The organism is Fictibacillus nanhaiensis, assembly GCF_049537595.1.
GTDB lineage: Bacteria > Bacillota > Bacilli > Bacillales > Fictibacillaceae > Fictibacillus > Fictibacillus nanhaiensis_F.
Genome location: NZ_JBMULM010000002.1, coordinates 287,886 through 306,354, shown reverse-complemented (window position 1 = coordinate 306,354; position 18,469 = coordinate 287,886). Strand labels below are relative to the sequence as shown.

Genomic DNA, 18,469 nt, shown 5'->3' with positions numbered 1-18,469 from the left:
CGTCATCCGATATTAATTCATATCATCTTATTTCAGTTTCACAGTTAGAATATCCTTCACATCTGTACATACATCTGCTTCATACGTCAGTTGAATAAGTGCAACACTGTCAATCGTTGCATGAAAGGGCTCTAAATTTTTTGTGGAATAATCAAACGCCTTCACTAACTCTTCATGTGTTAGGTCCATTACAAGCGTGCAATGAGGCACCCAGTGAGCCGGAATATATAGAGATTGCTGGTTGATTTCGTTTCTAAATTGTTCATGATAACGTTGATGAAAATCTGTCAGCACGCTGTTTTTAGTCGGTGCTGCATATAAGGTTCCGCTGTTTAAGAATATCGCTAGAGATGGAAAGAAAAGAGGCACAGCAGAAATATTTTTAAAGTATTCCTGAAACAAACTTTTAAAAGACTCAATATCTACCTCGGGATGTGTGCCAAGAGTTACATGAGGCCGCATACCATGACCCTGGATTCCCTCTTTCACAAGTCCATTCCTTAGATCGTCTATCTTCTGTTCCGTTTCACTGTTTAAATAAGCAATTACACCGTACATGTTATCAGCTCCAAATATGGTTTTGTTCAATAGTCGATAATCTTAGTTCGTTTAGTGTAATTATACAATAAACCACATTTTGGTAAATATATTTCTCCGGAAAATAAGGCTTCCGCTCTTGTCCCGAAAAAATGGGCTAATTCCGCCCAAACCTTTAACTTGTACCTCTAATATTCTGTCATTGTAAAGAAGGAGGTGGGTTAAATGGGATATCAGTCTTACGGAAATAGCTTTGCTTTAATCGTAGTTCTATTTATCTTGTTAATCATCGTTGGGTGCTGTTGGTGCGGTGGTTACGGCGGTGGATATGGCGGCGGACACGGCTGGTGCTAATCAGTTCATTTCCTGAGTGGAAATCGTTCTGATCCATCAGATGTGATCAATTGCGTTAAAACCTTTTGCTTTAACAACCCCTCGTATAAAACAGATAGAGAGAACCTAGAGAAAGAAAAATAGAGAGAGAAAAGACCTGCGCTTATTAGAGTGCAGGTCTTTATATGTATGAATACAAGAGAACTTTCGCCCTATTGTAACAACCACTTTAGTTTTCTAGTATAACTATAAACACACATTACAAAATACTAACATTAAATTAATAATTTTCCATTAGTGTAATCATGTATACCCTGCTAAAAATTAAATGAATGTTTAAGGAGGAAAAGATGAAAAAGCATTTGAACAAGCTGTTCCCTACCGTCCTTGCCCTGAGTTTGATGAGCAGTACATTATCACCTGGCAGTGCGATTGCTTTAGGTGAGTTTGATCTCGACTCTGAAATTATCCAAACACCTATTAATGAGTATCAAGCAGATATTGCTCCTGGTGTTAAAGAAAAGCATTATAGCTTTCTGAGTAAGGAAGGAAAGAAGATTGAAAGTTTCGTAGTGGATGTAGATGTACATAATCCAAATGTTTCTATTGAAGCAGGAACACCAGATGATAAAGATGGATTTGGTTTACAGCCTATTAGAGCACAAGCAGTTGCAGCTAGTGAAGAAAACCGCCAAGTAGTTGCAGCCGTAAATGCTGACTTTTATAACATGGCAACGGGTGAGCCTCATGGTGTGGTGTATAAAGACGGGCAGGCTATTAAAGGAACAAGCGGGAGAACATGGAACTTTTTTGGAATAAAAAAAGATGGGAGTGCCGTAATTGGAAATCCTTCAGAATACGAGTCCATTAAAACAGATCTTCAAGAAGCTCTCGGCGGTAACGCAATCCTTGTCAGAAACAGTCAAATCTATCAAACTCCTCAGACCGGTCAGGATAAAGAGCCTCGAACAGCAGTTGGTATTAAGGAAGACGGTGATGTTTTCTTTGTCGTCATCGACGGCAGACAAGAACCTTATTCAGCTGGGATATCCATGAAAGATTTAGCTCAAATCTTGATTGATCATGGTGCGGTTCACGCTCTTAATCTTGATGGAGGCGGTTCTTCTACTTTTACCACCCGCAAGCTAGGTGAAGATGTATTAGAAGTAGACAATCAACCGTCAGACAGAAATGAAAGAAGTGTTGCGAACTCTTGGCTCGTTGTTACAAAAGAACATTCTGATCATGTCTTTCATACCACTCACATCGAACCGTACGACAAGTCGTTCACTTCGGGCTCAACCATAAATTTTCATGCAAAAGGATTGGACAAGTCTAAAGCTTCAGCACCACTCCCAAGCACAGGTTTATCATGGGAAGTATCTGATCCTTCTTATGGAACGATCGATCATAACGGAATCTTTGTTTCAAGTGGTAAGACCGGTCAGTTTCATATCCTTTTAAAACAGAATGGTACAGAAGTTGGAAAAAGTATTATCGAGATTGAAACACCCGATGAAATGTATTTTGCTTCTCCTGAATTGACAGTGGCTAAGAACAGCAAAGCAGATATCAACCTAATCACTATGTTTCAAAAAAGAAATGTGAAATGGAGCATGCAAGATATCACATTTGATATCCCAGATGGTATGGGGTCAATAGATGAAAATGGAATTCTTCATACAGGAGATCAAAACGTAAAAGGTACAATCACGGCACGACTAAATGGAACGCCTCTTGAAGCACAGGTAAAAGTATCGGTTGGACAGCTTCCAATTGTCCTTCATAATTTTGAGGAGTCATTGGGTAGCTGGAAAACCTCTACTGCAGGTCGCGGCGAAAAAGGATCACTAACACTTTCTGAATTCCCAGACCAAGTCCGTTTTGACAACCAATCTCTTAAACTTGATTTTGATTTTTCTAATGCGCAAACAGGAACAACACTCGGTGTTTATGCTGGTCCTGGAGCACATACACCTATCGACGGTAATCCTTCAAGTATAGGAATGTGGGTGTATGGAACACCTGAAGCACAAGGATATTGGCTTAGAATGCTAGTTGTGGACGGCAATGGTAAGAATCAGACGATCAACCTAACTGGTGAAAATCCCGGAATTGATTGGACAGGCTGGAAATACATTGAGGCAGAGATTCCATCATCCTTTACAGGTCCTTTCAAGTTATCAGGTGCACAGACAATTCGCTTAATGTCTACGAAATCTGGAATCACTGGACCTATGACAAAAGGATCTATCTATGTTGATAACATTCGTGCCGTATATGGTGAAAAGATAGATGACCTCTACCCTCCTATCATTCAATCTGTTAGCACGGACGACAAAAGTTTTACTACTAATGAAGTAACCATCACTGCAAAAGTAAACGAGTATGAAGAAGATCTCTTTAAAACAGGAATTGATTGGGACAAAATCCGTCTATTTGTAGATGGTAAGAATTATGCAGATGCAGAAGGACACTTTTCTTATGACATGGACGGATCTGTTTCATTAGGCGGATATCGTTGGGCGGATGGAACACATAAAGTAACGTTGATCGTTCCTGACAAGTTTGGAAATCAAGCAGTTCATACGAGCTTTTTTTCAGTGAATACTGGATCAGCAAAAGTTGAACTTGTTAAGGCACAGGAAGAAGCCTATTTAGGTGATGCCTTTAAACTCGCAGTTAAAATGACACATACGGATGAAATTAGTTCTGCTGCTATTCGGATGCAGCTTGATAAAGAATATCCGGTTAAAGATGTATTGTTTTCAGAAGCTTTTCAGTCGAGTACTTCAAACTACGATTCAGAAACCGGCATCTTAACTCTTCACCTAATCAACAACGGTGAGACATCTGTTACTGCAAATCCCGCAACGATCCGGTTAGAGGTTCCTGCATCCACAAAGGAAGGCAGCGAAATGAAGTATGACATGTTAGAGGGTAGTCTGATTTTTAGTGACCCGCAAACCCAGAATTTTATTCCCACGTTTTCCATGAAGCCGGTTCGTGTGCCAATAAAAGCTGCAATCAGTTTGACGCATGAACCTATTTTAATCGGAAAACCAACAGAACTTATTGTAAAGGATAATAAAAATGAAGCCGTTGTAGATGCTGAACTGTTTGCACATATCGGAAGTGAGAAAGATCCTGTATCCTTAGGAAAAACGGACATTAATGGAACTTTGTCGGTTGATTACTTTACAGATGAAGTAAAAAAGATTACTTTGTATGCAGTTAAGGATGGTAAGTATTCATTTAAGATCAACACACAAACATACCCTGCACTTGCAACTGAAACAGAATTTAAAAATATTATATCGACTCCAACAGGTAACTCGTATCAAACGAAAGGCTTTACTTGGATGTCGAGCCCTCTTAAAGGTGATCCATCATCAGTTGTGCAATTTGCAAAAAAGAAAGATTATAAGCAAAAAGGCATGTCTTCATTAAAGACGCAAACAGCAAGTGGAAATAACCATGTATTTTCAGGAGAACTGGATATTAAGAAAAACGGTATCGTGCGTGTTAATGAGGTAAAGCTGCAAAAATTACAACAAGAAACCACTTATGTATACCGTGTTGGCAATGGCGATCATTGGTCAGAGTTCATGGAATTCACTACTTTAAAGAGAAAACAGAGCTTTGAGTTTGCGGTACTAGGTGATACACAGTCACCATCTGACCTTACGCACTTTAATAAAATTCTTGGCGATCTCAACAAGAAAGATCTTTCATTTATGATTCACGTTGGTGATTTGATCGACGAATCTTCTAAGTTTAAACAATGGGATGATTCGTTAGCAGCGATAAGCCAAAACAGCAACATTCGAGCAACCGATTTAGTTACCGCCTTAGGGAACCATGAATACATGGGTGATGCAGACGGTTCGCTTGCAAAAGCCATCTTCAACTTACCGGAGAATGGACCAGATGCAGATAAGGGCGGAACCTATTCAGTCGATTACAACAACATGCATATCGCTGTTCTTGGATACACATCTGATGCTGAAATCTTGAATCAACAGCTAGAGTGGCTGAAACAAGATATGAAAGCTTCAGATAAACCTTGGAAAATCCTTGTGACTCATAAACCACCCTATTACACGAACCCGTTCGGCGGTAATGAGATCATGAAGGAAAAAATTCCTCCTGTAGCTGACGAACTAGGAATCGATATTGTTTTTTCTGGCCACGATCATTCTTATGGCAGAACAAAGAAACTTAAAGCAGGGAAAGAAGATGCGGATGGAACGGTTTATGTCGTAGCTGGAACAACAGGTAACAAGCACTATGACGCTGTAGCAGATGATAAGTTTGAGTTTGTAAACATGGATAACATTGCCGTGTCCATGCACGCAAAAGTAGATAAAGACAAAATCACCTTTACGTCTACTTCTTCTGATGGAGAATTGATTGATGAGTTCACTGTAATAAACGAGGACTATTATGAAGAGGAAGAGGAGTAAATAAGAAAAAGCTGGTTAGAAGCAGTCAATTTGATGACTTTTTAGCCAGCTTCATTTTTAATTATGGTATTCTTGCTCATTTGCGGAGATTTCCGTTAAGGAGTGACGTATCAAAGAAAAAACTAGGAGGCTTAGCTAAAAAGTCACGTAACTTTTTAAGCTCATGCCTCTTTTTCATGCGCTAAAACGGATAACCGACTATTACTGTATTTTTGAAAAAGACAAAATTAGGTTTTGTATTTATGTGGTGAACACCAAAAATTATATTCACGTTAATTTAATCATATTCATGTTAACTTGAATATATTCACGTTATTTCGTTTTTATTCACGTTAATTGCAATAATTTCAAGTTAGTTGTGATCCCCTTATTAAATGCTCACCGACAACAAAACCCACACACTAAAAAACATTGCAGGAGCCACTCTGCAATGTTCGTCTAATCCTTCTAATCCACTTGATGAAGCAAACTTCTTTTATCCTATAGATTGATTACTTTCTTCAAAAGCAAATCCTTTTGCTCAGCCCTACCCTCTGTCTTCTTCAATTTTCCTGCTACTTCATAAACAACAAGATCTCGATTTTCCTCTAACAAGAGAGCTGTACTCACCTGGCACTCAATCAGTAGATAGACGAGATCACCTTTTACTTCTTGCTTTAAAATTTCTATCTCATCTGCTCCATGAAATCCTACAGAAGAGCCAATGACAACATATTCCCCAACTAACGTCGTATCTGTATCTTCAGTACTTTCGTCTTCTGAGATAGGAGCTGAATTACTCTTTCTTCGTAAAGCATGAGGCTGCAGGACATAAGTCAAGTCTTCCACCATGGCACTTGCTGTTGGAAGCTTTCCTGCCCCTGCTCCTTGAACCGTAACTTTTCCTGCAAGACTCGTATCGACCATGATCGCATTTTGTACATCTTCTACTCCGTACAATGGATGATCAGCATCGATCAACACGGGCTTAACAGATGAAGTAAATTGGTCGCGGTCACGGCGGATCCGCGCCAAATGCTTCACCTTATATCCCCAGTCTTTAAATACAGAAATTTGCTCTTCCGTTACTTCTGTTATCCCTTTTCGTTCGACTTCCTCCCATTTCGGCGTCTCACCAAACGACAACTCACTAAGAATCATTAGCTTATAAAAAGCATCATAACCTTCTATATCACTTGCCGGGTCAGCTTCTGCATAACCTAGTTTCTGTGCAGACTTTAATACTTCTTGAAAAGGAAGACCTTTTTCCCTCATATTCGTTAAAATATAGTTGGATGTGCCGTTTAATATCGCTTCGACTGAGTAGATCTCGTTGACTTGAAGAAGCTGTGAGATACTCCGAATGATCGGTGTTCCACCTGCTGTTGTCGCTTCATAACCAACATAACGATCTAAAGCTTCTGCCTTATCAAGCAATGTTCTTCCATGTCTCGCAAACATGACTTTGTTCGCAGTGATTACATGACATCCTTTATCAAGAGCACGGCTTAAGTAAGTGAAGCCTGGCTCTTCTCCGACGATCGCTTCAAATATGACCTCTAGTCCATCGATATTAAGAATCTCATCAAAGTCAGTAGTTATTAGAACATGCTCATCCACTTCACGCTTCTTGGTTCCATCCTTCACCAGTATCCCTTCGATCACGACCTCTTGACCGAGCACATTTTGAAGTTGTTCTTTATGCGTTTTTAGTGCTTCATATACGCCTTGGCCAACTGTTCCAAACCCTAGCAGCGCTGCTTTAATAGGTGCCATATTGCAGCCTCCCTTCTTGTCTCAATGCTTCTCTTACATGTGGTCCCCATTTCTCAAATTCTACTAAAAATCCATCATGACCGAAGTCTGTTTCAATCGAATAGTAGGTTCCAAATCTAGTATGTTTTATGAAATTCTCAATCACTTCAGGTGGGTATAGAAGATCGCCTTCATAACCAAAAGCATATACTTCAGCTTGTATTTGTGACGCTGCCCTCTCCCAGCCACCAAGTTTATCCCCAATATCAAAAGCGTTCATCGCGTATAGAAGAGATACATAGCTTTCCACATCAAATCGTCTAGTCAATTTTTCCCCTTGATACGTAAGATAGGAATCTACTTGAAAGAACGGCTTACCTTCATCGTCTTTTTCTTTGATCTCTCTATTGAATCTCTCATTAAATAATTTAGGTTGACGATACGTTAATAGCCCAGCCATACGTGCGATCTCCAAACCTGCTAATCTCTGCTCGCTTCTAAAGTTGCCACTCTTATACACAGGATCATTTTCAATCGCATGAAGGGCAAGTCTATTAAAAGCTACACCATAATCACTTAAGAAGGGAGTTGCCGCAAAGATAAATACTTTTTCTAAAAAATATGGAAACTGCACAGCCCATTCAAGTGCCTGCATACCGCCGAGTGATCCTCCCATGACCGCAAGAAGTCTCGGGATTCCTAATATGCTAAGAGCTTGTCGCTGTGCACGAACCATGTCTCTTACCGTTACAAAGGGAAATGACTTTCCATAGTTTTCTCCGGTTTCAGGATTCTTACTTGCTGGACCCGTTGAACCACTGCACCCTCCGAGCACATTAAATGTGATGACTTGAAACTGGTTTGTGTCTATATAATGATCAGGACCCACTAATCCACGCCACCAACCTGGGTCTTCTTCTGATCCGTAAGCATACTGATTTCCAGTTAAAGCGTGGCAGAGTAAAACAACTGGACCTATTGAGTTGCCTGTTTTCTCAAAAGCTAACTCAGCATTGGGAATCACTTTTCCTGACTCTAGAGCAAAGTCACCGATCTTAACCTTCCCTATCTTTCTTGACGCATCAAGCAAGTTTTTGTAACTCACGGGCTTTCAGCTCTCTTCGCAATATTTTTCCGCTGATCTTTGTTTTTGGGAGTTCTTCTACGATCTCAATCTCACGAGGTGCAGCATGTGCAGCTAATTCCCCTCTAACAAAGATTCGGATTTCATCCAAAAGCTCTTTACTCTCGCTATATCCATCTTTTAAAACGATAAAGGCTTTCACGATCTCCCCTCGTATGGGATCTGGCTTGCCGATTACTCCTGCTTCGGCAACTGCTTTGTGCTCGATCAGTTTGCTTTCAACTTCAAAAGGTCCGATTCGTTCTCCTGAAGAATTGATCATGTCATCTGAACGTCCTTGGAAAAAGATATAATCATCTTCGTCTTTTATAGCAAGATCGCCTGATACATACCACTCGCCCCAGCTAAAATACGAATCATATTTTTCAGCGTTCTGCCAAACTTCTCTCATGATTGCCGGCCATGGTGCTTTGATCGCTAAATGACCTACGGTATAAGGAGGCAGTTCATTTCCGTTTTCATCCAATACGGTCGCGGTTATGCCGGGAAATGCTTTTCCCATAGATCCAGGCTTTATCGGCTCTGTTGGAAGATTTACAATAAGTTGCGCACCAGTTTCCGTCATCCACCACGTATCATGAATTCTTTTTCCAAGCACGTTCTGACCCCAATAGATGACTTCTGGATTCAATGGCTCGCCTACACTTAATATGTGGCGAAGCTTAGAGAGATCATAGTGTTCGGGAAGCTCATTTCCTTTTGCCATCAACATACGAAAAGCTGTTGGCGCGCTATACCATACGGTCACACCTGTTTTTTGCAGAGTTTCGTACCACGTCTCTGCTTTAAATCTTCCCCCGTGCACAACAATAGTAGCTCCGTTTAATAATGGAGCAAAAACGCCATACACCGTTCCTGTCACCCATCCAGGATGGGCCGTACACCAATACACATCATCTTCTTGAATATCTAACACCCATCTGCCTGTAAGATATTGCTGAACCAACGCCCGATGAGCATGGATGATCCCTTTAGGTTTTCCAGTAGAACCAGAAGTGTAGTGGATGTTCAGACCATGTTCAGGGTCTACCCACTCAATCTGACTCTCAGTGTTTCCCACACTCTTCAACTCTTTTTGAAGCGAGATCTCGCCATTTTCTCCTTCACCATCTGTTAGAAAGACTGTGTGGAGACTTGGGAGATCTTCTCTTGGTACACGCTGATACAACTCTTCATCTGTAATCAAGAACGTTCCTTCACAGTCACTGATTCGGTCTCTTACTGCATCCGACATGAATGCTTCAAATAACGGACCCACTATAGCTCCAAGCTTAATGGCAGCTAACATCGCGATATGACAGTGATGGTGTTTTGGCAAGAAAACAAAAATAAAATCTCCGCTCTTTACACCATGTTTTTTTAAAACTGCAGCCCACTGATCTGTCGTTTTCTTTAGTTCACTATAATTTATTTTTATTTCTTGTGAATCGTCTATATAATGAAGAGCTGTTTTCTCACCTCTTCCTTCTTCAACATGACGATCTACACATTCATAGGCCATATTCGTCTTACCATCACTTCGTCTATTAAATCTTTCGGTAAAAGTTTCCCAAGAAAATGCAGTATTCCTTTGATCTTCTGAAATATTATATGTTCCTTCGACTGGATGAATGGTGGCTAGTTTTGTCATTGATGTTCACCTGCTGCTTTCTTTTCAACGTTTAATAGATGTAAGATGTGAGCTTTTTGTTTAGAGAGGTAACCGTCTCCACGGGTTTTCGGTCTTTGTTTTTCTATTGAAACTTCGCTGTACACTTCACCCGGCTGACCTTTTAAGATAAAGATTCGGTCACATAAATAAAGAGCTTCATCAATATCGTGAGTAACTAAGATCATCGTCGTTTTCTTTTTTTGCCATATGGATAACAAAAGATCTTGAAGCTGCATTTTGGTAAAAGCATCTAACGCACTGAACGGTTCATCTAGCAATAGAATTTCCGGCTCCGTAATAAGCGCTCTCGCGATTGCTGTACGCTGTGCCATTCCGCCTGATAAATCTTTCGGGTAATGGTTTTCAAAACCCGTTAATCCAACTAGATCTAGATACGTTTTATATTTATCCGTATTCCTCTCTTTTTTTTCCAGTCCGAATGAAATGTTCTTTTTTACAGACAACCACGGCAGAAGGCGAGGTTCTTGAAACATCATACCGATCTGATTATTGGATCCGTTTTCTATCGAAATCGTACCTTCATACTGTTGATCAAGCCCTGATAACACGCGAAGCAATGTACTTTTCCCACAGCCGCTCGTTCCTAGAACTCCGATTATCTCGCCTTCCTTTACAGACAGATTGATATCTTGGAACCCTGCCGTGTCATGATTAAACGTACGTTTTAACCGACTTACATTCAGCATTTGTTCCCCCTCCTTCTATCCTTGATTTGTCATACTGTCTTGCCATTTTAGTGAACGATGTTCGATCCATTTCAACAGTGCATCTGTTATCTTTCCTAAGACTGCAAACAGCAAGATGCTTGCAATTACCGTATCCGGAGAGTACGTGTTCTGACCTACCACGAGCAGATATCCTAATCCTTCACTTGCTCCCATGAGCTCTGCCGCTACGACAAACATCCATCCAAGTCCTAACCCGCTGCGCATACCTGTAATAAATGAAGGTAATGCAGCTGGCAATATAATGCGTTTTGTTAGCTGGTAAGGTGTGAGTTGATAAATCCTTCCGACCTCAATAAGCTTACGATCCACACCTTGGATGCCCGCCACAATATTTAAATAGACAGGAAAGAATACACCTACTGCGATTAACGAAATCTTGGAAGGTTCTCCAATTCCCATCCAAAGGATAAAGAGCGGTACCCATGCGAGAGAGGGAATAGATCGAATGGCTTGAAACAATGGGTCTAATAGTCTTTCTGCTGTTTTTGCATAACCTACGATTGCACCGATTACAACCGCCGCTCCTGTTCCAATCGCAAATCCTAAGAATACCCGCGTGAGGGTAATCGAGATATGACCGAACAGTGAACCATCTTGATACATACTGATTATTTTTTCTAAAATAATGGTTGGTGCAGGCAACAGATGTGCGGCAAGAAGTCCTGTTCTAGCGGCGATTTCCCACACTATTAATAAAAGGATAGGCAAGATAGAGCCTATAAGGATTCCTCTTCCTAGTTGGAATATGCCTTTAGAAGTTGAGAGCTTTTGAGGGGAAGCTCTCTGGGCTACTTTCCACTTATGTGTTTCAGAAATCATTGACACTTCCTCCTCTCTCTCCTTATTGGTTGATCACTTTTTCTGCGAACTTAGAGTTGATCAATTTCTTTACCAGATCTTTGATGTTAGTATCTTTTTTGACAATCTCTTCTTTTTGGAGTACTTTGCCTGCAGCCGATATAGCTTTTTCATGCTGTGATCCTGGAACAGGTTCCTCGAAGTTGTTTCGTTGCAGTTGTTTTTTTGCGACATCTTCTTTAATCCCCGCTTCTTCTGATAAAAGTTTTGCTGCTTCCTCTGGATGTTCAATCGTCCATTTTCTAGCTTTTTCGTAAAGTTCAATCACTTGTTCTACTTGCTTCGGATGGTTTTTCGCAAATTCAGAGCGTACGTTCAACGTGCCATACGTATTAAAATCTGGATTGCGATAAATGTACTTCGCCCCGGATTCAACTTCTGTTCTAGCCATATGTGGATCTAATCCAGCCCAAGCGTCCACTTGCCCTTTTAGTAATGCGTTCGCTCCATCGGCATGTTGCAGATTTACGATCTGTACGTCTTTTGCTGACAGGCCAACATCTGCAAGTGCACGAAGTAAAAAGATGTGTGGGTCCGTTCCAAACGTTGCCGCTACTTTTTTTCCTTCCAGATCCTTTACATCTTTAATCGTTGATCCATCTGCTGCAACAAGTGCTGTCCATTCTGGCTGAGAATAAATATAAACTGATTCGATCGGAGCACCTTTGTCTTTTGCGATTAAAGCTGCCGCACCCGCTGTGGATCCAAAATCAACGCTATCTGAGTTCAAAAATTCGAGCGCTTTATTACTTCCTTGACTTTGAACCCATTCCACTTCAATACCTTCTTTTTTGAACGCCTCTTCCGCCCAGCCAAACTTTTTAAGTGCTAGACTTGTTGGAGAATAAAAAGCATAATCTAGTCGAATCTTCTCTGGTTTTTCTCCCTCTTTCGCACCGCTGGAACAACCTGCTAACACTAAAACGCCAGCTAAGCTTAATGCCAGTGTTGCTTTCTGCCAAATCTTTAACATGTATTTCCCTCCACGTTTCTCTCTTTTTATATGGCTAATTTTGTGAGTTACTCTTGAAAGTCGTTGACTTCCGTTCCAGGATGTTCACTTTCCAATTTCTATTTTTAAAGTTCACACGCATATGTTGAAATAGTTCCCCTTAATCGCTGTGCTTCCTTATACGTACATCTGTTATGCACAACATCGATTCCTGCTTCTTTCGCAATTCTTGCAGCTTCTGGCGAGATGACACCTTCTTGCAGCCAGAATACTTTTGGCTGTGTGATCGCCGCTTCCTTTGCGAGCTCGATCGCGGCTTCTGGACTTCTAAACACTTGAACCACATCGATCGGAAACGGGATGGATTTTAAATCTGGGTATGCTTTTTCATCTAGCACTTCTGTCTCTCTTGGATTAACCGGAACGATCTTATAGCCAAGGCGCTGCATTTTTCTGGCTAATCGATGGCTGGGTCTAGCAGGGTTAGAACTGAGTCCTACGATTGCTAGCGTCTTAGGACGTTGAATTTCTTGACCGTTCTCGACTGCTCGATATAGTGCTGATTGCAAAGCCCAACGAATGACCCCTTCATCGTTAATCGTGATCTCTGTTTTATTCGATCCTATTCCTGTTGCTGTTTGTATCGCACGATCAAGGTCATTCGTAAGATCTTTTACGGATTCAAGTCCGATCGATAACCGGATCAGCTCTTCTGTTACGCCTGTTGCTATTAATTCTTCTCCACTCAGCTGCTGATGTGTAGTAGAAGCAGGATGGATAATCAATGATTTTGCATCCCCAACATTTGCAACGTGTGACCATAAGGAGATGTTGTTGATGACCTTACGCCCTGCATCACGCCCACCCTTGATTCCAAAGTTTACGATCGAACCAAAGCCATTGCTTAAATATTTTTTAGCAAGCTCATGACTTCTGTGCGAAGAAAGACCTGGATATGATACCCAATCTACTGCTGGATGTTTTTCCAGATATTCCGCTACTTCTTGTGCGTTCTTCGCATGTTTTTCCACTCGTAGATGCAGGGTTTCTAAACCTTGTAAAAGGAGAAATGCATTGTGTGGACTTAAACATGCCCCGAAATCTCGTAAAAGCTGTACGCGTAATTTTGTCGCGAAAGCTAATGTCCCAAAATCATTTGCGTATCTTAGTCCGTTATAACTGTTATCTGGTTCCGTGAATCCTGGATATTTCTCTGAGTTCCAATTAAAGCGTCCTCCATCCACCACAACACCGCCAATGGCTGTTCCATGTCCGCCGATCCACTTTGTTGCTGAGTGGATGACGATATCTGCTCCAAAGCTGATTGGTTTTGTTACATATGGTGTTGCAAACGTATTATCGATAATCAGAGGGACACCGCTCTCATGTGCAATATCTGCCACTGCCTCAATATCTAAAACATTCAGACTGGGGTTGCCGATCGTTTCAGCAAAAAAGGCTTTCGTGTTTGGAGAAATCGCTTTTCTGAAATTCTCTGGATCCTCTGCATCAACAAACTTTACGTTGATTCCGTATTTTGGGAGAGTAGTAGAAAATAAGTTGTACGTTCCTCCATATAGATTGGTAGCTGCAATAATCTCATCTCCTGCATGTGCGACGTTTAAGATAGCCAGCGCGATTGCTGACATACCGGAAGAAGTAGCAACAGCTGCAACACCATCTTCTAGAAGTGCAACTCTTTTCTCAAAAACATCCACAGTTGGATTTCCGATCCGGCTGTATATGTTTCCTGGCTCGTCGAGTGCAAATAAGCTTTGTGCATGATCTGTATCAGAAAAGACATAGGAAGTAGTTTGGTAGACAGGTACTGCTCGTGATCCTGTCGTTGGGTCAGGCGCTTGGCCCCCGTGTAATAGCAATGTTTCAATATCGTATCCATCAAAAGATTTTGTCATTGTATTCGCTCCTTCTTTTTTGTTATTGAAATAAAATCTATAGGAAAACTAGGGATAAAGAATAATGCTTTTCCCTTTTGCTATATTCAATTGAAAAAATGAGATAAGTGACTATGTGATGTTTGTGTGTGAAGTATGATAAGGGGAAAAAATAAAAACCCCCTTCCTAAGAAGAGGGTTTTGGTCCTCCTCTTATCTTTCAGATCAAAAAAGATCTGTAGGAATTGGCACCTTTCCAAACCAAATGTGGTTTGTTGGTTGCCGGGCTTCATCGGGCCTAGTCCCTCCGCCTCTCTGGATAAGAGATATTCAAATTATGTTTAACACATTAACGTGCTGATGTTTGTTTAGTTCTTGAATAGGATTATAGAGTATGATGTTTTAGAAAGTCAACCGTTTTTTGAAAAATCATAAAAGTTATACAAAAGAATGAATGTTCAACTGTCAGCTTTGAATTAAGATTATGCCCATGCTATGCGGGTTATGCTAACTTTGTTCCACTTTTTTCATCAAACCATTGAAACTCTTCGATTTTTTTTACAAGTACCTTTATTCGATTGGCAACCGCCTCTTGCTCTCCGAATCGAATTTTCTGTTCAGATGTTAATTCATCATTCTGCAGTAGTTGCCAATGAGTTACAGCTAAATTAGTAAGTTGGATAAACTCCTCTTGTTTCACTCGACGCTTTACTGCTAGCTCTCCACTAGAATAACCTTCTAAAAATCCGTCTGCCATTCTTTTCAATTGATCTTCATACCGATTAAATTCATGTCGTGCATAACGTGGTGCATTAAAAAATGTCGGGAACAATGTTCGGTAATTATTAAGAAAATTCCCCGCCAGTGAATCACCGCTATATAGGATTGGTAAAGGATCGATCAAACAGACAGTCCCATCTGAATGAAGCAAGACGTTCTCTGGAGATGTATCTTGGTTAGTAAGTACAACCATGTGATCCTTAATGTCTCTATCCTCCAAACAGGTTTGAAGGTCAATTAAGGTTGATGGTGATATAGAACCATCATACGTATCTATAAATTTTTTAAAATCATCTATGTATTCAACGTTTTCTTCTTTCATAGATTCTGAAACATCTGACTGAAATTTCCCTTCAATAAGTTTTCCGTTCCATGAGAGATAACCGAACCCTTTTAAACCATGATCTGCAGCATTCATCTTGCGAAAGAACTCACCAAGTTCCGCTCCGATATGAAACGATTCTACAGCCGTTAGTTGGTCCAGCTTGAGCGCCTTTCCTGCATAAGATTCAACTGTAAACGTTCTATCTTTTTCTACATGATAGTTGAAAAAAGCAGGGCAGATTCCTGGTTTAACTTGGTTAGCTAGTTCATAATATGCTCTAGTCCCTGAATATTCTGAGTGAATAGCTTCTTCATCAAATTCAACGATCTTCCCGTAAGCCTCTCCTTTTGGAAAACGAACGACCACAGCATCTCCAGAACGCAGCTGAACAAGATAAGCAAGATGCCAAGCTCCTTCACCTAAATATTGAACCTGTGTCGGATCTTTAAGTTCTTCTAACCCACTTTTTTGCAGTGCATAATCAATCAAGTCAAATGTCTCTTTCATAAGAAGTTCCTCTTTCTAAAATTGAAAATACGTTACATGAAACATATATTCGGTAAATGTTGAAAAAAATCCTTTTTTCTTACGTTTTCTTGTAGGTCTGAAGTCTTATGGAGGGATAAAAAAGGGCGGACATGAGGAATGTAAAAGCGGTGTGGTCGTGTATTTTCGTATGGCGCTCGTTTTTTTCGTATGGCGCTCGTTTTTTTCGTATGGCGCTCGTTTTTTTCGTATGGCGCTCGTTTTTTTCGTATGGCGCTCGTTTTTTTCGTATGGCGCTCGTTTTTTTCGTATGGCGCTCGTTTTTTTCGTATGGCGCTCGTTTTTTTCGTATGGCGCTCGTTTTTTTCGTATGGCGCTCGTCCAGCGAGCCTAACAGCCGCTGGACGAGCTTTTTAGGGAACTTAAAAAGCCCAAATCACCATCAATCTACATATGTGACGATTTCTTCTACCGCTTTTCTTGCGAGCTTCTTCGGTTGATCTTGTGGATGCCCCAGTGAAATTACCATGTTGATCTGCTTCTTCGAAGGAATTTCTAAAAAGTCGCGAATAGCATCTTGCGCCAACAGAACGGGACCGGTCATCGGACAAGTACCAAGTCCACGCGCATGGGCTGCAAGCATCAAGTTTTGAATTGCTAAGCAGCTGCTCTTGATTCCTTCCTCTTCCCAAACGGATTCTTCCGCAAGCTCGATCGGATCAAAGATCTTTTCACGAAACTTAGACTCGTAAGGAGTGGCTAAACAGATGATTAATACGGGTGCTCCAGAGAATGCTGTCGCATACGGACCGAAAGAGCGCGTCAGTAATTTTGCTTCCTTCGTTTTGCCGTTCTCTTCAGCCCTTGCTGCCAATTTATGAATAGCATCCCACGTCATCTCTTCAATTTTCTTTACTTTATCTTTATTTCGGATCACGATAAATTCCCACGTTTGTGAATTCGTGTCGCTCGGGGCGTAACGTGCGCAATCCATGATCTCATAAATGTCTTCTTCAGCAACCGCTCGATCCGTAAACTTTCGGACACTTCTTCTGCCGTGCACGATTTCTTTAAAATCTTCGTATTTCATGATTGTCTCCTCTAGCACATGTATTGGATTTTCTATATGTATTATACAAAAGATTGGAACTCTCTACAAAATACGTAAAAGAACAGTGCTTATTTTGCACTGTTCTCTGTTGCTTCTATATCTTTTTTCGTTTTTATTCTTAATCCGATTAGGATGAGTGAAGCTCCCAATAATACACTAACGATATGAATCGGATCCATATTAAGAGACTCCCTTTGAACATTTAACTTCTCTACATACATTCCAAGCAGATAAGTACTGATTAGAACGATTATCCCAGCAGTAATGAGTCCAGCCTTTACATATGGCTTCATGGAAAACCACCTTTTCCCTTTTACATATAACTTATTCTTAGGAAAAGATAGAATACCTTTATTCTTTAAAAACAAATTCAGCTAACTAATTGGCCTTTGCAAGATTCATTCGCTCTTCAACGAAAGAACGCACTTCCTCTTCTACTTTTTTCTTGATTACAAATTCTACATATCGTTCACCTGTATGAAACCGAACTAAACCCCAACTCGGATATCCTGGATTCTCTGCTTGAAGTCCAGTGATCCAGTCCACTGAATCGATCTGGTGCCAATCATAAAATTTGGTTGCTGATACAACGCCCCTCTTACCGATCGCCCCTCGCCAAATTTGTGTAAAATAAAGTAGTGTGAGAAACACCAATAAACATATCATTAAAACATTGACTGGCATTGAAAGTTTCAACAAACCAAAACCTTGTGTGATAATCACCACAATCATAATCTCATGTGTCCAAAAATTCTTTTGTGTATATTCTCCACTATAAGAAAGTCCATAGACAGGAATTGCTCTTTTTTTGTCTTTCACATTTTTCAAAAGATAATAAACAGCTGCAATGATTCCTAACACGATTAAGATTCCAAAAAAACCATTTAAGAAGAGTTCCATGTTTAAACACCCCACGTATCTTATATACAATAATACGTATAAACAATGGAAAAAGTTTCAAAAAAGTAAAAAGACACCTATTAAAGGATGCCTTCAAAATCTACCATTATTTTCGTTCAACCATAACTAAGATCTTGCCATCTTGTAAATCCTGCATGTATCTTTCTGCATCACTTTCCGAAACGTCCATGTTTTGAAGAATTTCTTTCATATCCGCTTCATCGTGATCAAACATTGCTGCAAAAGGTCCAGCTGCCAAAAGTGGTCCGACCCCTGGTACGCCGAGACCAGGAACGGCAATTCCTCCGCCGATACCTGTTAGAAAACCTGCGATCGTGCCATATGTCGCACTGTCTGCATCATCTTCTGTAATCTTTCTTTCGTTTACATGGGTCTCGTCTGCAACATGATCAACCATCTCATCATCTTTCGCCACAATCGAGATATCAGATGGATGATATCCTTTTTCGACCAATGCTTTGATTGCGCCAACCGCTTCTTCTTCTTTCATATATGTACCGATAATATCTTTTTTCATGTGGTTTCCC

General features: G+C 40.6%; 15 protein-coding genes and 1 riboswitch. Of the genes, 2 read left to right on the top strand and 13 right to left on the bottom strand.

Features of this window, described 5'->3' with window-relative positions; translation table 11 throughout:
* Positions 1-27: 27 nt before the first annotated feature.
* Positions 28-558: a 2'-5' RNA ligase family protein gene (locus ACOZ9X_RS12840; protein WP_423418515.1), complete on the bottom strand. Its 531-nt coding sequence runs from the start codon at positions 556-558 to the stop codon at positions 28-30.
* A 204-nt stretch (positions 559-762) separates the two neighbouring features.
* Here ACOZ9X_RS12840 and ACOZ9X_RS12835 point away from each other — a divergent pair, with 204 nt between their 5' ends.
* Together ACOZ9X_RS12835 and ACOZ9X_RS12830 are read left to right on the top strand one after the other, a co-directional pair.
* Complete coding sequence (locus ACOZ9X_RS12835; RefSeq protein ID WP_205724184.1) at positions 763-891, top strand: YjcZ family sporulation protein; 129 nt, start codon at positions 763-765, stop codon at positions 889-891.
* Positions 892-1,220: 329 nt separating this feature from the next.
* Positions 1,221-5,336 (top strand): phosphodiester glycosidase family protein, encoded by a 4,116-nt coding sequence (locus ACOZ9X_RS12830; RefSeq protein WP_423418514.1) that lies wholly within the window; start codon positions 1,221-1,223, stop codon positions 5,334-5,336.
* A 480-nt stretch (positions 5,337-5,816) separates the two neighbouring features.
* Here the strand turns inward: ACOZ9X_RS12830 and ACOZ9X_RS12825 are convergent, their stop codons facing one another.
* The 12 genes from ACOZ9X_RS12825 to ACOZ9X_RS12770 all read right to left on the bottom strand — a co-directional run bounded on the left by ACOZ9X_RS12825 (position 5,817) and on the right by ACOZ9X_RS12770 (position 18,459).
* A complete protein-coding gene (locus ACOZ9X_RS12825) occupies positions 5,817-7,091 on the bottom strand; it encodes a homoserine dehydrogenase (RefSeq protein ID WP_423418513.1) in 1,275 nt (424 codons plus the stop codon).
* Positions 7,078-8,175, bottom strand: coding sequence for a homoserine O-acetyltransferase MetX (metX, locus tag ACOZ9X_RS12820; protein ID WP_423418512.1), 1,098 nt, complete (start codon positions 8,173-8,175; stop codon positions 7,078-7,080). Before metX ends, ACOZ9X_RS12825 begins: the two co-directional genes overlap by 14 nt.
* Positions 8,153-9,844: an acetate--CoA ligase gene (gene acsA / locus ACOZ9X_RS12815; RefSeq protein ID WP_423418511.1), complete on the bottom strand. Its 1,692-nt coding sequence runs from the start codon at positions 9,842-9,844 to the stop codon at positions 8,153-8,155. The genes metX and acsA overlap by 23 nt, the downstream gene beginning before the upstream one ends.
* On the bottom strand, positions 9,841-10,572 hold the full coding sequence (locus ACOZ9X_RS12810; RefSeq protein ID WP_423418510.1) for an ABC transporter ATP-binding protein: 732 nt from the start codon (positions 10,570-10,572) through the stop codon (positions 9,841-9,843). The genes acsA and ACOZ9X_RS12810 overlap by 4 nt, the downstream gene beginning before the upstream one ends.
* Positions 10,573-10,587: 15 nt before the next feature.
* Positions 10,588-11,433, bottom strand: a complete 846-nt coding sequence (locus ACOZ9X_RS12805; protein ID WP_423418509.1) for an ABC transporter permease — start codon at positions 11,431-11,433, stop codon at positions 10,588-10,590.
* 22 nt (positions 11,434-11,455) lie between these two features.
* Complete coding sequence (locus tag ACOZ9X_RS12800; RefSeq protein ID WP_423418508.1) at positions 11,456-12,445, bottom strand: aliphatic sulfonate ABC transporter substrate-binding protein; 990 nt, start codon at positions 12,443-12,445, stop codon at positions 11,456-11,458.
* 104 nt (positions 12,446-12,549) lie between these two features.
* Entirely contained in the window at positions 12,550-14,340 is a 1,791-nt protein-coding gene (locus tag ACOZ9X_RS12795; RefSeq protein ID WP_423418507.1) for a PLP-dependent aspartate aminotransferase family protein, read from the bottom strand.
* 189 nt (positions 14,341-14,529) lie between these two features.
* Positions 14,530-14,645, bottom strand: a riboswitch (SAM riboswitch).
* Between the two features lie 176 nt (positions 14,646-14,821).
* Positions 14,822-15,931 (bottom strand): hypothetical protein, encoded by a 1,110-nt coding sequence (locus ACOZ9X_RS12790; protein ID WP_423418506.1) that lies wholly within the window; start codon positions 15,929-15,931, stop codon positions 14,822-14,824.
* 421 nt (positions 15,932-16,352) lie between these two features.
* A complete protein-coding gene (locus ACOZ9X_RS12785) occupies positions 16,353-17,000 on the bottom strand; it encodes a nitroreductase family protein (RefSeq protein ID WP_423418505.1) in 648 nt (215 codons plus the stop codon).
* Positions 17,001-17,089: 89 nt separating this feature from the next.
* The gene (locus ACOZ9X_RS12780; RefSeq protein WP_423418504.1) at positions 17,090-17,314 is read right to left on the bottom strand and encodes a hypothetical protein; all 225 of its coding nucleotides are present in this window, start codon (positions 17,312-17,314) and stop codon (positions 17,090-17,092) included.
* An 85-nt stretch (positions 17,315-17,399) separates the two neighbouring features.
* On the bottom strand, positions 17,400-17,921 hold the full coding sequence (locus ACOZ9X_RS12775; protein ID WP_423418503.1) for a hypothetical protein: 522 nt from the start codon (positions 17,919-17,921) through the stop codon (positions 17,400-17,402).
* Between the two features lie 106 nt (positions 17,922-18,027).
* On the bottom strand, positions 18,028-18,459 hold the full coding sequence (locus ACOZ9X_RS12770; RefSeq protein ID WP_423418502.1) for a general stress protein: 432 nt from the start codon (positions 18,457-18,459) through the stop codon (positions 18,028-18,030).
* Positions 18,460-18,469: the final 10 nt, after the last annotated feature.

Bases quoted from the DNA above. Each gene is read 5' to 3' on its own strand.
- ACOZ9X_RS12830 (WP_423418514.1), top strand. From the start codon at position 1,221: ATGAAAAAGCATTTGAACAAGCTGTTCCCTACCGTCCTTGCCCTGAGT.
- ACOZ9X_RS12825 (WP_423418513.1), bottom strand. From the start codon at position 7,091: ATGGCACCTATTAAAGCAGCGCTGCTAGGGTTTGGAACAGTTGGCCAA.
- ACOZ9X_RS12840 (WP_423418515.1), bottom strand. From the start codon at position 558: ATGTACGGTGTAATTGCTTATTTAAACAGTGAAACGGAACAGAAGATA.
- ACOZ9X_RS12805 (WP_423418509.1), bottom strand. From the start codon at position 11,433: ATGATTTCTGAAACACATAAGTGGAAAGTAGCCCAGAGAGCTTCCCCT.
- ACOZ9X_RS12785 (WP_423418505.1), bottom strand. From the start codon at position 17,000: ATGAAATACGAAGATTTTAAAGAAATCGTGCACGGCAGAAGAAGTGTC.
- ACOZ9X_RS12775 (WP_423418503.1), bottom strand. From the start codon at position 17,921: ATGGAACTCTTCTTAAATGGTTTTTTTGGAATCTTAATCGTGTTAGGA.
- ACOZ9X_RS12835 (WP_205724184.1), top strand. From the start codon at position 763: ATGGGATATCAGTCTTACGGAAATAGCTTTGCTTTAATCGTAGTTCTA.
- ACOZ9X_RS12790 (WP_423418506.1), bottom strand. From the start codon at position 15,931: ATGAAAGAGACATTTGACTTGATTGATTATGCACTGCAAAAAAGTGGG.
- acsA (WP_423418511.1), bottom strand. From the start codon at position 9,844: ATGACAAAACTAGCCACCATTCATCCAGTCGAAGGAACATATAATATT.
- ACOZ9X_RS12795 (WP_423418507.1), bottom strand. From the start codon at position 14,340: ATGACAAAATCTTTTGATGGATACGATATTGAAACATTGCTATTACAC.
- ACOZ9X_RS12780 (WP_423418504.1), bottom strand. From the start codon at position 17,314: ATGAAGCCATATGTAAAGGCTGGACTCATTACTGCTGGGATAATCGTT.
- ACOZ9X_RS12810 (WP_423418510.1), bottom strand. From the start codon at position 10,572: ATGCTGAATGTAAGTCGGTTAAAACGTACGTTTAATCATGACACGGCA.
- ACOZ9X_RS12800 (WP_423418508.1), bottom strand. From the start codon at position 12,445: ATGTTAAAGATTTGGCAGAAAGCAACACTGGCATTAAGCTTAGCTGGC.
- ACOZ9X_RS12770 (WP_423418502.1), bottom strand. From the start codon at position 18,459: ATGAAAAAAGATATTATCGGTACATATATGAAAGAAGAAGAAGCGGTT.